Source organism: Streptomyces sp. NPDC021093 (genome assembly GCF_044333135.1).
Lineage (GTDB): Bacteria > Actinomycetota > Actinomycetes > Streptomycetales > Streptomycetaceae > Streptomyces.
In genome coordinates this window covers 277,609-293,390 of sequence record NZ_JBIRQJ010000013.1, presented here as the reverse complement: position 1 = coordinate 293,390, position 15,782 = coordinate 277,609, and the positions used below count along the sequence as shown (strand labels likewise).

10 protein-coding genes are annotated in these 15,782 nt (G+C 71.0%); 5 read left to right on the top strand and 5 right to left on the bottom strand.

Going from position 1 to position 15,782, the window contains the following annotated elements:
• Positions 1-108: 108 nt before the first annotated feature.
• A complete protein-coding gene (gene rph / locus ACH4SP_RS35175; protein ID WP_398421167.1) occupies positions 109-2,745 on the bottom strand; it encodes a rifamycin-inactivating phosphotransferase in 2,637 nt (878 codons plus the stop codon).
• 199 nt (positions 2,746-2,944) lie between these two features.
• A complete protein-coding gene (locus ACH4SP_RS35170) occupies positions 2,945-3,937 on the bottom strand; it encodes a multicopper oxidase domain-containing protein (RefSeq protein ID WP_398421165.1) in 993 nt (330 codons plus the stop codon).
• A 184-nt stretch (positions 3,938-4,121) separates the two neighbouring features.
• Between ACH4SP_RS35170 and ACH4SP_RS35165 the strand changes: the two genes are divergently transcribed.
• Both ACH4SP_RS35165 and ACH4SP_RS35160 read left to right on the top strand, forming a co-directional pair.
• Entirely contained in the window at positions 4,122-6,653 is a 2,532-nt protein-coding gene (locus ACH4SP_RS35165; RefSeq protein WP_398421162.1) for a ThuA domain-containing protein, read from the top strand.
• 69 nt (positions 6,654-6,722) lie between these two features.
• A complete protein-coding gene (locus tag ACH4SP_RS35160; RefSeq protein WP_398421232.1) occupies positions 6,723-8,879 on the top strand; it encodes an OmpL47-type beta-barrel domain-containing protein in 2,157 nt (718 codons plus the stop codon).
• Between the two features lie 129 nt (positions 8,880-9,008).
• Here the strand turns inward: ACH4SP_RS35160 and ligD are convergent, their stop codons facing one another.
• A complete protein-coding gene (gene ligD, locus ACH4SP_RS35155; RefSeq protein ID WP_398421160.1) occupies positions 9,009-10,043 on the bottom strand; it encodes a non-homologous end-joining DNA ligase in 1,035 nt (344 codons plus the stop codon).
• 150 nt (positions 10,044-10,193) lie between these two features.
• On the opposite strand from ligD, the gene ACH4SP_RS35150 reads away from it, so the two are divergent.
• Positions 10,194-11,264, top strand: coding sequence for an ATP-dependent DNA ligase (locus ACH4SP_RS35150; protein WP_398421158.1), 1,071 nt, complete (start codon positions 10,194-10,196; stop codon positions 11,262-11,264).
• Between the two features lie 75 nt (positions 11,265-11,339).
• On the opposite strand, the gene ACH4SP_RS35145 is transcribed toward ACH4SP_RS35150, so the two are convergent.
• Both ACH4SP_RS35145 and ACH4SP_RS35140 read right to left on the bottom strand, forming a co-directional pair.
• On the bottom strand, positions 11,340-12,788 hold the full coding sequence (locus ACH4SP_RS35145) for an NAD(P)/FAD-dependent oxidoreductase (RefSeq protein WP_398421156.1): 1,449 nt from the start codon (positions 12,786-12,788) through the stop codon (positions 11,340-11,342).
• A gap of 43 nt (positions 12,789-12,831) precedes the next feature.
• The gene (locus ACH4SP_RS35140; protein ID WP_398421154.1) at positions 12,832-13,569 is read right to left on the bottom strand and encodes a hypothetical protein; all 738 of its coding nucleotides are present in this window, start codon (positions 13,567-13,569) and stop codon (positions 12,832-12,834) included.
• A gap of 115 nt (positions 13,570-13,684) precedes the next feature.
• Here ACH4SP_RS35140 and ACH4SP_RS35135 point away from each other — a divergent pair, with 115 nt between their 5' ends.
• Together ACH4SP_RS35135 and ACH4SP_RS35130 are read left to right on the top strand one after the other, a co-directional pair.
• A complete protein-coding gene (locus ACH4SP_RS35135; protein WP_398421152.1) occupies positions 13,685-13,975 on the top strand; it encodes a WhiB family transcriptional regulator in 291 nt (96 codons plus the stop codon).
• 98 nt (positions 13,976-14,073) lie between these two features.
• Positions 14,074-15,726 carry a GMC family oxidoreductase gene (locus tag ACH4SP_RS35130; protein ID WP_398421150.1) on the top strand — a complete coding sequence of 551 codons (1,653 nt, stop codon included), beginning with the start codon at positions 14,074-14,076 and terminating at the stop codon, positions 15,724-15,726.
• The last annotated feature ends 56 nt before the right edge of the window (positions 15,727-15,782 follow it).

Genomic DNA, 15,782 nt, shown 5'->3' with positions numbered 1-15,782 from the left:
GGGCTGCGCCCGTGCCCCGGACGTAGGGGAGGTCAGCAGGGGCGGGACGGCTTTGCGTCGGGAAGGCCCGCAACACGTGCGATCCGCCCACCCGCCCTCCCGGGCCGGTCACGGCAGGATTTCGACGTACCCGTCGGTTCCGTGCACGCGGATCCGCTGCCCGTCCCGGATCAGCCGGGTGGCCTGGTCCACGTTCACGACGGCCGGCAGGCCGTACTCCCGGGCGATCACCGCGCCATGGGTCATCAGGCCGCCCACCTCCGTCACCAGGCCCGCGATTCCGACGAACAGCGGCGACCAGCTGGGATCGGTGAAGGGCGTGACCAGGATGTCGCCCGCTTCGAGATCGGCCTCCGCCATGTCGAGGACGACGCGGGCCCGCCCCTCGACGGTCCCGGCGGAGACCGGCAGGCCGATCAGGGCGCCGGCCGGCGCGTCGTCGCGCCGGTACGCCCCGGTGACGGCCTCGCCGTCCGAGGTGAGCACCCGGGGCGGTGTGAGCGCGTGGTACGACCGGAAGGCGTCCTTGCGCTCCTGAATGAGCCGGTCGTCCACCCGGTGCGAGCGCGCGGCATCGTGGAGTTCCTGGAAGGTGAGGTAGAAGGCGTCCTCCTGCTCCGCGAGCACGCCCGCCCGCACGAGGCGCCCGGCCTCGCCCAGCAGGGCCTGCTTGTAGAGGAAGTAGCGGCTGATGATCCCGTACTTCGGGTACTCCCGGTACCCGATGAAGGTGCGGACCCGGTCGATCATCCGCTTGGTCTCGTCGGCCTTCCGGGCACCGTCCGGCAGGGCCCGCAAGCGGGCCAGCACGTCCTGCTCCTTCTGCTGCGCCCGCTGCCGCCCCTGCTCGAAGCGCCGTTCGGCGGCGCCCGGTTCGAAGTTCCTCACGTTGTCGAGGATCACGGGCACGAGCGTGGTGGGACGCTCGCGCCAACGCGGCCGCGTGATGTCGATCTCGCCGACGCAGCGCATGCCGTACCGGTCGAGGTAGGCCTCGATGGCGTCGCGCGCCCCGGTCCCGCCAGGGAGCTTCGCCAGCTCGTCGAGGAAGTTCTCGTCGTCGACGCCCCGCACACTCGGCAGGCTCTGCAGGAACGCCACCACCTCCGACCGCGGACGGATCACGTCCGCCACGTCGAGCAGCGCCAGTCCCATCTCCGAGGTGATGTTGTCGGGGGCGGACAGGGTGAGCGTGTCCGCCACGTTCTTCTCGCCCAGCCACTCCTGCAGCTTGTCGTTGAGCCACCAGGTGGCGTCCATTCCCGCCATGATCGCCTGAATGCTCAGCGGATCACTGAGCACCCGCTTGTGCTCATCGAAGGCCTCCAGCAGGAAGTCGAACAGCGCGGGCCCGGTCTTCGTCCGGATGTCGCGCTCCAGGGCTGCGACGGACGCCCGGCTGCGCTCGATCAGCTCGGTGACGAGGGCCGGATCGGTCTCGATCGGGGCAGGTGCACCGTCGGCGGGCGCACCGCCGGCCGGCGGCCCGCCGGGGCCCGCGTCCGGGAGCGACGGGACGAAACCGTCGCGGTCCAGGACGGTCTCCAGCGCGTCCCTGACCAGCGGATCGTTCTTCCCGAAGACATCGAGGAGGCCGGCGCGGCTCGCGGGCGAGGCCAGCCGCGGGGCGACGTCGACGAACAGCCTCCCGCCGGCCTCGTGCATCTGCACCATGGCCGTCAGCTGCCACATGGAGAACCCCAGGGGCTTCATGGGGTCGGTCATCATCTGACCGTGACCGACGGAGACGTAGACGTGGTTCTCCCGGTCGCCGGCCTCGGGGACAGGGACGGGGAACAGCGTCGTGATCGGCCGGCTCTGGACGATCCGGAAGCCGTCGTCGACCAGGCACCATTCGATGTCCTGCGGACGGCCGAAGTGCGCCTCGATCCGCCGCCCGAGCCGTACGAGCCGTACGACCTGCGCATCCGTCAGCGCCGGCTGCTCCTGCTGCCGCGCGTCGACCGCCACTTCCCGCGTACCGCCGCCCGGCAGGGCCTGCACGGCGCGCTCCTTGGCGGCGATCGACCTGTCGACGACTTCGCCGTCGCGCACCCGGTAGACGTCCGGGTTCACCAGGCCGGAGACCAGGGCCTCGGCGAGGCCGAAGCCGGCGTCCACGGTGGCGACCTTCCGGTTGCCCGTGACGGGGTCGGCTGTGAAGAGGACACCGGCCGCGTCCGGGAAGACCATCCGCTGCACGACCACGGCCATGAGGACCGTACGGTCGTCGATGCCGTTGCGCCGGCGGTACGTCACGGCCCGCTCGGTGAACAGCGAGGCCCAGCACCGGCTGACGTGCTGGAGGATCGCCGTCGGCCCCACGACGTTCAGATACGAGTCCTGCTGGCCGGCGAAGGAGGCCGTCGGCAGGTCCTCCGCCGTCGCGCTGGAGCGGACGGCGCAGGCGGCCTGCTCGCCGAGGTCGGTGAGTGCGCGGGTGATCGCCGCCGCGACGTCGCCCGGGACGGCCGTCCCTTCGAGGGTGCGGCGGATCTCCGCGCTGAGCGTGCGGATCGCCTCCCGGTCGTCCGGGTCCACGCGCGACAACCGATCGAGCAGCTCGTCGACCGACGGTGTTTCCGCCATGATCCGCCGGAAGGCGTCCGTCGTCACGCAGAAGCCGTCCGGTACGTGGACGCCTTCGATCCGCGACAGCCCGCCCAGGTGCGCTCCCTTGCCGCCCACGACGCCGACCTGCGTCTCGTCAACCTCTTGAAGATTCACCACGTACTGCTCAGTCACTGACGTACCTCCGGGACAGCCGCGTTCCAGTGCGTTCCGTGCCTCCCCCGTTTCTCCAGGTTGTGGCATCGGACGACGATTCTGCGCCGTGACCCGGGTCTTGCGGCAAGTCCCCCTGCGCGCTATAAGTTGAGAGTGGCAAGGAGAGTGCTCTCCTTGCCTTTGTTGTTGCCGCCGTTCCCCGGCTCCACCCGGCCCCTCAATGGTGCGGGTCGTACCCCGGAATCGTCCCGTCCGGCTTGGCGATCAGCAGCAGTCCCGCCATCCCCATGTCCGAATGGCTCTGGACGTGGCAGTGGTACATCCAGGCGCCGGCGCCGACGCCTTCCCCGGCCAGGATCTGGAGGCCGAAGGAGTCCGCGGGGCCGGTGATCTTGTTGTCGACGATGCGGCTCGGGTCCGTCGGGCCCTCCAGCAGCCCCGTCCTGTTGTCCGCCCAGCGATGACCGTGGATGTGGAACGTGTGGTAGTACTCGCCGTGCGTGATCATGACGATTTCGAGCCGGTCGCCCACCGTGGCCTCGAAGTTGGGGCTCTGGTGTCCCGGCCGGTTGTTGATCGTCATGTCGTTGAAGACGATCGTGAAGGTCTTGTCCGGCAGCAGGTCGCCCTTGCGCCGCACGATCACCCCGCCGTAGAGGCCGTTGCGGATGCCGCCCGTGCCGTGCTCCGTACCAACCACGTGGTCGTGGTAGTGCCAGTAGCCCGCGCTGCCTTCCCGCCAGGTGCCGTCCTTGCGCCTGCCGGGGGCGTGGGTGCGCCAGGTGTAGGTGCGGGTGGAGCCGGGTTCGACGTGGCTGCGGTTCATCCTCGTACCGTCGCTGGCGATGTCGTAGTCCAGGCCGTGGACGTGGAGGCTGGCCGCTACGTCCATCGTGTTCTCGAACTCGATGTGGAGGGTGTCGCCCTCGTTGATGTCGATCAGCGGGCCGGGGACCGACGCCTTGCCCTTCTCGAAGCCGTAGCCCATCTGACCGCCGGGCAGCTTCTCCGCGTACATCTTGAGGTGGCGGACCTGCCCGCCTGCCGGGGCCGTCCTCGGCGGGGCCGCGGCCCGAGGGGCCTGCGCGGGCTGGAGGACCTGGGCGGGCTGCGCGGCCTGCGCCGCTGATAACGATGTCAGGGCGGTCGCGCCGGTCGCCACCACCGTCCCGCCCGCCAGCAGGCGTCTGTTGAAGCTGCGTCTATCCATGCCGAACTCCCCATTCCTATACGGAGATTGACGGCGTCACGGTAGCGGTGCCGGACGGGTTTATCCACGCTCAGGACAAAGTTTGGTCCGGGGTGGTCATAACTCTTGGCGAACCGGGGAAAGAGGTCTAGCTTCAGCGGCTGTTCCTGTGACCACTGAGCCACAGAGGGATGGGTGAACACCTATGCAGCATCTGCAGAGCGCACCACGTCACCGATCAAGACCACCCCGCCGCGTCTGGGCGGCGGTCCTCACGGCGGGGGCCCTCGCCGCTTCCCTGCTCGGCGGGTCGTCGGCCGCCGCCCGGCCGTACCCCGACGATCCGGCCCCCTCGGCCAGAGAGGCCCTCAAGGCCAAGGTCAGGACAACGTTGTCCCTGCCCGCGCCGCCCGGCAGCGGGGCCACCGTGAAGGTCCTCGTCTTCCACGCCTCCGCCTCCGGCGAAGAGGCGCCCAATGTCAATGCCGGCATCGAGGCCGTCGAGAGGATCGGCAGGTCCGGGCCCGCCGCCCAGCAGTTCACGGTCGTGGCGACCGACGACGCGAGCATCTTCACCAAGCCCCGCCTGGGCAAGTTCAACGCTGTCGTCTTCCTGACCGGCGGCGGCGACGTCCTCGACCCGGAGCAGGAGGCGGGCCTGGAGGCGTACATGGAGGCGGGCGGCGGCTTCCTCGGCATCCACGACGCCGCGCGCACCGAACCGTACTCCGAGTGGTTCGGCGGACTCGTCGGCGCCCGCGCCGCCGCCACCGGCCCCACCACCGTGCAGCGGGCCACGGTCGAGGTCGGGGACCGGCAGCACCCGGCGACCAAGTCGCTCCCGCTGGAGTGGAAGCGGCCCGACAAGTGGCTCAACTGGACCACGAACCCGTCCGGCGACGTGCACACCGTCGCCAGGGTCCGTGAGGCCACCTACCAGCCGGGCACCGGTGCCAACGGCGCCGACCACCCCGTCTCCTGGTGCCGCGACTACGACGGCGGCCGGTCCTTCTACACCGGCATGGGCGGCACGGCCGAGGCCTTCGCCGAGACCGACTTCCGCGACCACCTGCGCGGCGCCCTGCTCTGGACCACCCGTCTTGAGCGCGCCGACTGCCGTGCCGCGATCAACGCCAACTACGCGTCCGAGCGCGTCACTTCACCCAATCAGCCGGGCCAGACCGACCAGATCGGCGAGCCGCACGGCCTGGTCGTCGCCAAGGACGGCCGCGTCGTCTACATCGGACGGGGCGGCGCCGCGGGCAACGTGCCCGTCGTCACCGACTGGAACAACCCCGACATCGGGAAGGGCCAGGGACAGGTCCACGTCTACGACCCGAAGACCAAGAAGGTCACCTTCGCGGGCGCCCTCACCGTCTTCGGCAACAAGGGCGGCGGCGACGAACTGATCAAGAACGAGGAGGGGTTGCTCGGTGTCGAGCTCGACCCCGACTTCCTCACCAACGGGTGGGTCTACCTGCACTACACGCCCCACTCCCGGATCAACCGCGACACCCGCATGGGCGAGCGCCGCGTCTCCCGCTTCACCCTCGACCCGGCCACCAACAAGCTCGACCTCGCGAGCGAGAAGGTGCTGCTGAACTGGCCCGTGCAGATCCACAGTTGCTGCCACGCGGGCGGCGGCATGGCCTGGGACTCCAAGCAGAACCTCTACATCGCGACCGGGGACAACAACTCCTCGCAGTTCACCGGGGGTTACTCGGGAAACAACCCCAAGCCGAACTTCAAGGGCGTCTCCTTCGCCGACGCCCGCCGCACCTCGGGAAACACCCACAACCTCAACGGCAAGATCCTCCGCATCCACCCCGAGGACGACGGCACCTACACCCTCCCCGCCGGAAACCTCTTCACCGGCCAGGAACCCGACGAGGGCGGCGGCAAGACCCGCGGCGAGATCTACGTGATGGGCGTACGCAACCCCGCACGGATCTCCATCGACCCCAAGACCGATGTGCTGTACGCCGGTTGGGTGGGCCCGGACGCCGGAGAACCCAGCACCACCTGGGGCCCCGCCAAGTACGACACCTTCGCCGCGATCACCAAGCCCGGCAACCACGGCTGGCCCTACTGCATGGGCAACAACCAGCCCTACCGCGACCGCAACCTGCCCGACCCGGACAAGCCGCTCGGCTGGTACGACTGCGCCAAGCCCAAGAACGAGTCCCCGAACAACGACGGACTGGTCAACCTGCCGCCCGTCACCCCCAACACCATCTGGTACTCCCCGCAGGGCGGCGGACCCGACTTCCCCCGCGACGCCAACGGCGTACCGAGCTACAAGCTCTCCGAGCAGAAGCTGCTGCTGCCCTGGCTCAAGGGCGGCGGCCAGGCCACCATGAACGGCCCGGTCTACCGCTACGACGCGACGGGCGCGGGCAAGGACGCCTGGCCCTCCTACTGGGACGGCAAGTGGTTCGTCGGCGACTTCTACGACGGCGACCAGCCCCGGCACGCCGTTCTCACCGACCCGAAGACGGTCGGCAGGGGCGGACTGCCGACGCACGCCGAGTCCCTGAAGAAGATCATCCCGGTGGGGGCCGCGGGCATCCGCAACCTCATGGACTGGAAGTTCGCCCCCGACGGCTCGCTCTACGTCCTCGACTACGGGCGGGGCTTCTTCACCCTCGACGACAAGTCCGCGCTGTGGCGCGTGACGTACAAGGGCGGCGGGCCGACCCCGGCCGCCGCGGACGTGGTCAAGAAGGAGGTGGGGTGAGTGGCCGTCAGGAGAACCGCGAGACGCTCGACTCCCCCTGTGTGGACGGCAGTTCTCGCCGCACTGCTGATGGTGCTCGGGCTGGCGTCCACGGCCGCGTACGGGGGCACGGGCAGCGGTGCGAAGAACGCCGCGCAGACCCTCACCTGGACCGCGGGCGACCCCATCGACCGCTATCTGACCTTCCCCACTACGGCGGTCGCGGGACCCACCACGATCGTCTTCGAGAACAGCACCGCGACCGGCAACACCACGAGCATGCCGCACACGCTCACCTTCGACGTGTCGGACCCCGAGTACAACAACGACGTACCGCTCAACATCCTCGCCAACCCCGGTGACGCCCAGGGCGGCAAGTACACCGCCGAAGTCACCCTCACCCCCGGCCGCTACCGCTTCCACTGCACCATCCCCGGCCACGGGGCGATGCAGGGCATCCTCACCGTCACCGAGGGCGGCCCCGACACCACCGCGCCCGCGACCTCCGCGAAGGTCGACGGCGAGACGAACGCGGACGGCGACTACCTCGGCCACGCCACGGTGACCGTGACCGCCACGGACGAGGGCGGCTCCGGCGTCGAGAAGATCGAGTACGCGCTCGGGGCGGCCGGCGCCTGGACCCCGTACACCGCACCCGTGATGATCCACGAGGTCGGCACCCACAAGGTCCGGTACCGGGCCACCGACAAGGCGGGCAACACCGCCGCCGAGAAGGCCGTCGACTTCAAGATCGCCCCACCGTCCACCGACGACAAGACCCCGCCGGAGACCTCGGCGACCGTGACCGGCGAGAAGGACGACCAGGGCCGCTACCTGAACATGGCCACGGTCACCGTGACCGCCTCCGACACCGGCTCGGGCGTCAACAGAATCGAGTACGCGCTCGGCGCGGGCGGCGCCTGGACCCCGTACACCGCACCGGTGATGGTCCACGAGGCCGGTACGCACAAGGTCCGCTACCGGGCCACCGACAGGGCGGGCAACACCGCCGCCGAGAAGGCCGTCGACTTCACCGTCGTCGTCCCACCGGTCGAGGACAGGACCCCGCCCGAGACGGCAGCGGCCGTGACCGGCGCCAAGAACTCCGACGGCGCCTACCTCGGCAGTGCGAAAGCGACGGTCACCGCGACCGACACCGGGGGATCGGGGGTCGACAAGGTCGAGTACTCGCTCGACGGCGGGCCCTACCTCGCGTACACCGCCCCCGTCGTGGTCGACCGGGTCGGCCACCACGCCTTCCTGCACCGGGCCACCGACAAGGCGGGCAACACGTCGGCGCCGAAGAAGGCGTCCTTCGACGTCGTGCCGGGCGGCGGCGTCCCCGCCCCCAACTGCCCCGAATTCGACGAGCGGTTGACCGTCTTCGTCGGCACCGTCGACACCGGTGTGCCGAACCGCCTCACCCGCGGCCGCTGCACCATCGGCGAGCTGATCGAGGACGAGAAGGAGTGGACCTCGCACGCCCTCTTCCTCAAGCACGTCGACAAGGTGCTCGACAAGCTCCTCGCCGACGGCGTGATCGACCAGCGCGAGCACAAGAAGATCTACGCGGCCGCCAAGCAGTCCGGCATCGGCAAGCCGGGCCAGACCGAGGGCTACCGCCCGCTGTTCGACGGCACCGCCGCCTCCTTCGCGAAGTGGCAGCAGGTGGGCGGGGGTTCCTTCGGACTGAACGCCGACGGGACGATCACCAGCAGTACGACCGTTCCCGGCATGGGCATGCTGTGGTTCCCGTCCCGGAAGTACGAGGACTTCTCACTGAAGCTCCAGTTCCGTGACGACGCGCCCGGAGACACCAACTTCGCCAACTCCGGTGTCTTCGTGCGCTTCCCGAACGTCCACGACCACCCGGAGGAGCCCAGGCCCGAGTGGGTCGCCATCAAGTACGGGCACGAGGTGCAGATCCTCGACCGGCCCGACGGCGACATGTACAAGACCGGCTCGGTCTACGGCTTCGACCGGGTCGGCCTCGGCGGTGCGGGCGTCACCCCCAAGGGCACCTGGAACGACTACGAGATCCGGGTGCAGGGCCAGCACTACTCGATCCTCCGCAACGGCGTGCTGATCAACGAGTTCGACAACAACGGCGGTCAGGTCTTCGAGCCGCCGCGCGGCGACGACCCCGGCACGGACGGCCGCAGGTTCGCCTCCGGCTACATCGGGCTCCAGGTGCACGGGACGACCGACGTCGTCTCGTACCGCGACATCCGCATCAAGGAGCTGTAGCCGCACAGCACCGGGAAGTCACAACCCGGCCGGCGCGTCCGCCGCAACGGTCCCCCGTCCCGCGTGGGCGGGGGACCTGTCGCGCCCTCCCGGGTGCAGGTGCCGCCCGACGACGGGTTGCCGAGCTGCTCATTCCCGTCCCTCGTGCTCGTCGTGCTTCGCGCGGCTCGGCGCGACCCGCTTCGGTTCGCCCGGCATCTTCGGATAGTCCGGCGGGTACGGCAGATCGCCGAGCCCCCGGTCGGTCGCGTCCCGGTCCGCCAGCTCCAGGAGCGAGTCCAGTACGAAGGCGTGGTCCGCCAAGTCCCCGTGCACATCGCCCAGTTCGGCGAACCTGGCCGGCATGGTCGCCACGTCGAAGTCCTCGGGGCGCACCTCGTCCAGCTCGTCCCAGCGCAGCGGCGCCGACACCGGGGCGTGCGGTTTCGGGCGGATCGAGTAGGCGGACGCCATGGTCCGGTCGCGGGCGGTCTGGTTGAAGTCCACGAAGATCCGCGACCCCCGCTCCTCCTTCCACCACGCCGTCGTCACCGCGTCCGGCATCCGCCGCTCCAGCTCCCGCCCGACCGCGATCGCCGCGCGCCGTACGGCCGTGAAGTCCCAGCGCGGCTCGATCGGCACGAAGACGTGCAGCCCGCGCCCGCCGGACGTCTTGGGCCAGCCCCGCAGCCCGTGCTCGTCCAGCACGGCGCGCAGCTCGTGGGCGGCCCGTACCGCGTCGGAGAAGTCGGTGCCGGGCTGCGGGTCCAGATCGATGCGCAGCTCGTCCGGGTGGTCGGGGTGCGCGCGGCGCACCGCCCAGGGGTGGAAGGTCAGCGTGCCCAGGTTCGCCGCCCAGAGGACCGCCGCCAGTTCGGTCGGGCAGAGCTCGTCGGCGGTGCGCCCGCTGGGGAAGGAGACGGTGGCCGTGGGCAGCCAGTCGGGCACGTTCTTCGGGGCCCGCTTCTGGTAGAAGGACTCGCCCGCGACGCCGTCCGGGAACCGCTCCAGGGTGGTCGGGCGCTCGCTCAGGGCCCGCAGGATGCCGGGGCCGACGGCCAGGTAGTAGCGGGCCACGTCCAGCTTGGTGAAGCCGCGCTCCGGGAAGTACACCTTCTCCGGGCTGGACAGCCGTACCGTCCGCCCTCCCGCGTCCAGCTCGATCGCCTCGCCCGATGTGCCCATGTGCGCCACGGTAGGCCGAGCCCACATATGCCGCATATCGGAGTTTCGGGCAGGGTCGGACCCATGGCCACGAACGCGTCACCGCCGCCGGGACGGGTCCCGTCACCACCTGACCCGTCACCGCCGGTCCCGTCACCACCGCCGGTTCCGATGAACCTCCCCGTCATGCCACCGGTGAAGCCGATGCTGGCCAAGGCGGTGAAGAAGATCCCGCCCGGCATGCAGTACGAGGCGAAGTGGGACGGCTTCCGGGCGATCGTGCACCGGGACGGCCCCGCGCTGGTCATCGGCAGCCGCACCGGCAAGCCCCTGACCCGCTACTTCCCGGAACTCGTGGCAGGACTGCTCGCCCAGCTCCCGCCCCGCTGCGTCGTCGACGGCGAGATCGTGATCGCGCGGGACGGCCGCCTCGACTTCGAGCGGCTCTCCGACCGCATCCACCCCGCCGACTCCCGCATCAAGCTCCTGGCGGAGCAGACCCCGGCGAGCTTCGTCGCCTTCGACCTGCTCGCCCTGGAGGACCTGGCGCTCCTCGACGTACCCCTCGCGCAGCGCCGCAAGGCCCTCGCCGAGGTGCTGGAGGGGGTGGGTCCGCCCGTGCACCTGGCGCCCGCGACGACCGATCCGCAGGTCGCGCAGGTGTGGTTCGAGCGGTTCGAGGGGGCGGGCCTGGACGGGGTGATCGCGAAGCCCCTGACGCTGCCGTACCGGCCGGACGCCCGCCTCATGTACAAGATCAAGCACGAGCGGACCGCGGACTGCGTCGTCGCGGGCTACCGGCTGCACAAGACGGCGGGCCCGGCCGTCGGCTCGCTGCTGCTCGGCCTGTACGACGCGGAAGGTCGGCTCCAGCACGTCGGCGCCTCCTCCGCCTTCACCATGCAGCGCCGCAAGGAACTCGTCGACGAGCTGGAACCGCTGCGCCTGGCCCCGGGCGCCGACCACCCGTGGGCGGCCTGGGAGGATCAGTCGGCGCACGAGGCGAACCGGCTGCCGGGCAGCCAGAACCGCTGGAACAGCGGCAAGGACCAGTCGTGGGTGGCCCTCGCCCCCTCCAGGGTCTGCGAAGTGGGGTACGACCACATGCAGGGCACCCGGTTCCGGCACACCACCCAGTTCCGCAGATGGCGGCCGGACCGCACGCCGGAGTCCTGCACGTACGACCAGCTGGAGGAGCCGGTGAGCTACGACCTGGGCGAGGTGCTGGGAACCACGGCCTGAACGAGGCCCCCGAGCCACGGCCTGAACGAGGCCCCCGAAACCACGGTCCGATCTCCCGGGCCCCGCGTGCCGGACCTACCGCGAAGTGAGCTTCTCCCACTCCGCCCGGCTCGGGCCCGCCGTGCGCGGCTCCCACTCCGGGCGGGCCGCCAGCCAGTCCGCCAGGTGCCGCTGCACCTCCGGGTCCTCGTACGCCGCCCGGGGCAGCTCCCGCAGGTGCCGCACCCGGGCGCGCGCCCGGCCCACCACCGGGTCGGCGAGACCGCACTCCAGCATCGCGGCGCTCTGCCTGGCGAACCTGTCCTGCGGCTTCGTCGACCGTTCGGCGTAACGCTGCCCGATCGCCTCGTCCGTCTGCACCTGTACGTCGAACCACGGCCTGAGCGTGCGCACGGCCCACGAGTGGTACGCGGCGGCGAACAGCGCGCCCGCCGGATCCACGCCCCCGTCCACGTGGTCGGCCAGCCACCGGGCGGACCACAGGGAGAGCGAAATCCCCTGCGCCATCGTCGGGTTGGTGTGTGCGAAGCTGTCCCCGACGGCGAGCAGACCCGTGACGACCGGACCCCGTTCGTCGACCAGCGCGCTCCACCGGTTCTCAAGGCCGGCCAGCGGCAGCACCTCGGACAGGGGCTCCGCGCCGAGGGAGAGCCAGGCGGCACCCGACGAGAAGGTCCTGGCCGCCGACTCGAAGACGGCCGGGTCGCGCAGCGCCGTACGCGTCGGGTCGTCGGTGTGCAGGAAGAGCGCGATGCCGAACACGCGGTTGTCGCACGGGAACGCCGCACACCCGCCGAAGGCACCCGCGGTCAGGCCGAGCGGCCCGCGCGGCCCCTCGGCCCGCCCCTCCGGCAGCCGGTACCAGCGGCAGTAGTACGCGATCCCGGTACGGTGCCGCTCCACGACCGGTGGTCGGCACCCGGCCCCGGCCAGCCATTCGGCGGTCCTGACCCGCCGCCCGCCGGAGTCGACGACGACGTCCGCAGGGAAGGCACCGCGCTCGGTGCGCACGCCTGTCACCCGGGGGACGCCGTCCTGGCCGCTGTGGTCGTCCCCGTCACGCTCGTCACCCCCGCCGCCCTGGCCGAAGACCAGCCCGGTGACCGGCTCCCCGTACCGTACGGTCGCGGTCGGCTCGGCCCGCAGGGCGTAGTGGAGGACCGTCTCCACGAGGATGCGCCGCGTCTGCACCAGTACCAGGTGCTCGTCTCCCTCGCGCACCTCCGCCGGCTCCGCGAGACCGGCCAGCTCGTGGTACTCGCTCGCGCCGCGCCGCAGCAACTCCGCGTACACGTCGGGCAGTTCCTCCTTCAGTACGGCGCGGGCCGAGCCCAGCAGGGTGTGCGGCTGGACGGCCTGCGGCACGGTGACGGGACGCGGCCAGTCGAAGAAGTCCGCGTCGAGGTCGCCGCAGGGCGCGCGGGAGTCCCGCTCGAAGAGCGTGACGGGATGCCCGCGCCTGGCCAGGAGCAGTGCGGTGGCCAGTCCGGCGACACCGCCGCCGATCACTGCGAAGTCGGTCATGTCGCGTACTCCTCGGGGAAGTTGATCTGATCCTGGACCCCTGTCACTTCCCCCGGTCGGCCCAGCTTCGAAACGACTCCTGGAGGGTACGGAGGAACTCCTCGGCCTGCTCGTGCGGGGGTGCCGACGTCACGGGGCGGGAGTGGGTGAAGGTCTTCCGGCAGGACGGGTCGGAGGGGTCGTCGCCGGGGAACCGGAGGCAGACGCCGACCACGGGGTCCTCGCGCCACCAGTAGGAGTGGTCGATGCAGCCCAGCCCGGTGAACAGGCGCTCCTCTTCGAGGCGTTCGCCGACCAGCCGCATGACGGTGCGGGTCGGCCACTCCCACGAGTGGTCGTCCCTGGTCGTCTCCAGGACGTACAGGTACTGCTCGCGCTCGAAGCGGAAGTGGTGGGGGGCGGCGGGCGGGCCGTACATGTCGCGGCGCAGGGTCACGTCCCAGTCGACGTAACCCGGTACGGGCGTCGAGACCAAGACGTAGAGTCCGCAGCACTCGACCACACAGCGGAAGCCGCAGGCGATGTGGGTGAGGTGGGGTGTGCGGGTCGGCCACAGAGTGCTGCCGGGGCCGAAGAGGATCCAGGGGTCCAGGCCTTCGACGGTCTTCTGCCGCGGGTCGATGAGCGGTTCGCCGTCGACCGCGAAGAGGGCCTGGGCGGCGCGCTCGTCCGCGTATTCGCCGTCGCGCCAACCGGCGGTGATGCGGACGGACAGCGTGTGGACGTCGAAAGCGGGAGGGTGGGCGCGGCGGTGTGCGCGCCTGCGATGCCTACGCGGCATCGGCCTTTCGGTTCATGGTCATGGAGGCATCCTCCATGATGGGCGGGCGCGGTGCAATGCTGCCGTTGAACACACGTTGATCAAACGTTGATCGCCGCCGGGCAGCATGTGCCGCATGCCGATCAAGAACACCTTCCCTACCGACAGCACGACCCTTTGCGCCGACAGCGAGCCCTCCTGGCGGGAGGGCGCTCTCTGTGCCCAGACCGGCCCGGAGTTCTTCTTCCCCGAGCCCGGCAGCTCGACCCGCGAGGCCAAGCAGCTGTGCGGCGCGTGCGACATGCGGACCGCCTGCCTGGAGTACGCCCTCACCCACGACGAGCGGTTCGGTGTCTGGGGCGGGCTCTCGGAGAGGGAGCGGTACACGCTGCGGCGCGAGCGCGCCGACGAGCGTCTCAGCCGGTGAATCCACCGTCGCGTACGCACTGGTAACCCGGCTTCCGGGCGGTCATGCTGGTCCCCAGCAGTCGACACCACGCCCAACAGCCTTCCAGGGGAGTCGAGTTGAGCCGCCGCAGACACCAGCACCCGCAGGGGACCGGGAGCACGTTCGCGTACGACTACCTCGTGGTCGGCGCCGGATCGGCGGGGAGCGTGCTCGCGGCCCGTCTCTCCCAGGACCCCACCGTGCGCGTCGCGCTCATCGAGTCCGGCGGTCCCGACCGGCGCAGCAAGCCGGAGATCCGGATCCCGGCGGCGTTCCCGAAGCTCTTCAGGACCGCGTACGACTGGGACTTCGCCACCACCAAGCAGGAGGCCCTCGACGGGCGCGAGCTCTACTGGCCGCGCGGCCACCTGCTCGGCGGCAGCTCCTCCATGAACGCGATGATGTGGGTGCGCGGCCACCGCGCCGACTACGACGCATGGGGCGAGGTGGCGGGCCACGAGTGGTCCTACGACGAGTTCGTACGGTACTTCCGGCGCGCGGAGCGATGGACGGGACACACCCCCGCGCACACCGTGTACGGCACCGAGGGGCCGCTGTTCATCTCGCCGCCGCGCGACCCCAGCCCGCTGACCTTCGCCTTCATGGACGCCTGCCGCGAAGCGGGCATCGACGAACTGCCCGAGCTGAACGGCCCCGACCACAGCGGCTGCGCGATCACCCCGCTCAACCAGCGGCGCGGCAGCCGCTGGAGCGCCGCCGACGGCTACCTCAGACCCGCGCGCACCCGCCCCAACCTGGACGTCCTCACCGGAGCCCGGGTACGGCGGCTGCGCTTCGACGGCGACAGCAGCCGCGTGGTCGGCGTCGAGGCCGACGGCGTGCCCGGCATGCTCACCGCCCGCCGCGAGGTGATCCTCTGTGCCGGGGCCGTCGGTTCCCCGTACCTCCTCCTGCACTCCGGCATCGGCGACCCGGACGAGCTGCGCGCCGCCGGAATCACCCCGCGCGTGGCCTCGCCCGAGGTGGGGCGGCACCTCCAGGACCACCTGTCGACGGCCGTCACCCTGTGCTGCCCGGACCCGATCACCCTCACCGGGGCCGACACCCCCGCGAACCTCGCCCGGTACCTCGTGGCCGGCCGCGGACCGCTCACCTCCAACGTCGCCGAGGCCGTCGCCTTCATCCGCAGCACGCCCCAACTGGCAGCCCCGGACCTGGAGTTGATATTCGCACCGGTGCCGTTCATCGAGCACGGGCTCACCCCGCCCGCCGAACACGGCCTCACCATCGGCGTCGTCCTCCTCCAGCCAGGCAGCCACGGCCGCATCACCCTCACCGGGCCCGACACGGGGGCCGGACCCCGTATCGACCCCGGCTACCTCACCGACGAGTCCGACCTGCGCCGCATCGTGGCGGGCGTACGGCGAGCCGAGGAACTCTTCGCGGGCCGCGCGCTCGCCCCGTACACCGGCGGCCCCATGGGCCACTACCCGGGCGTCGTCGGCGACGAGGAACTCCACCGCGCCCTGCGCGGCTCGCTCGAAACCCTCTACCACCCCACCGGCACCTGCCGGATGGGCCGCGACGCCGGGTCGGTCACCGACCCCCGGCTGCGGGTCAGGGGGGTCGAGGGGCTCCGCGTCGTCGACGCCTCCGTCATGCCGCAGATCACCAGGGGGCACACCCACGCGCCGACCGTCGCCCTCGCGGAGAAGGCGGCGGAACTGGTGCGGGAGGACGCCCGGCAGGCGCCGGGTGCGCCCGGGTAATTCCCGGAGGGTCCCGGCAGCCACCCGTTAGGATCACCGCAGGTCGGCCCGGTCCG

Bases quoted from the DNA above. Each gene is read 5' to 3' on its own strand.
- ACH4SP_RS35170 (WP_398421165.1), bottom strand. From the start codon at position 3,937: ATGGATAGACGCAGCTTCAACAGACGCCTGCTGGCGGGCGGGACGGTG.
- ACH4SP_RS35165 (WP_398421162.1), top strand. From the start codon at position 4,122: ATGCAGCATCTGCAGAGCGCACCACGTCACCGATCAAGACCACCCCGC.
- ACH4SP_RS35160 (WP_398421232.1), top strand. From the start codon at position 6,723: ATGGTGCTCGGGCTGGCGTCCACGGCCGCGTACGGGGGCACGGGCAGC.
- ligD (WP_398421160.1), bottom strand. From the start codon at position 10,043: ATGGGCACATCGGGCGAGGCGATCGAGCTGGACGCGGGAGGGCGGACG.
- ACH4SP_RS35150 (WP_398421158.1), top strand. From the start codon at position 10,194: ATGAACCTCCCCGTCATGCCACCGGTGAAGCCGATGCTGGCCAAGGCG.
- ACH4SP_RS35145 (WP_398421156.1), bottom strand. From the start codon at position 12,788: ATGACCGACTTCGCAGTGATCGGCGGCGGTGTCGCCGGACTGGCCACC.
- ACH4SP_RS35140 (WP_398421154.1), bottom strand. From the start codon at position 13,569: ATGCCGCGTAGGCATCGCAGGCGCGCACACCGCCGCGCCCACCCTCCC.
- ACH4SP_RS35135 (WP_398421152.1), top strand. From the start codon at position 13,685: ATGCCGATCAAGAACACCTTCCCTACCGACAGCACGACCCTTTGCGCC.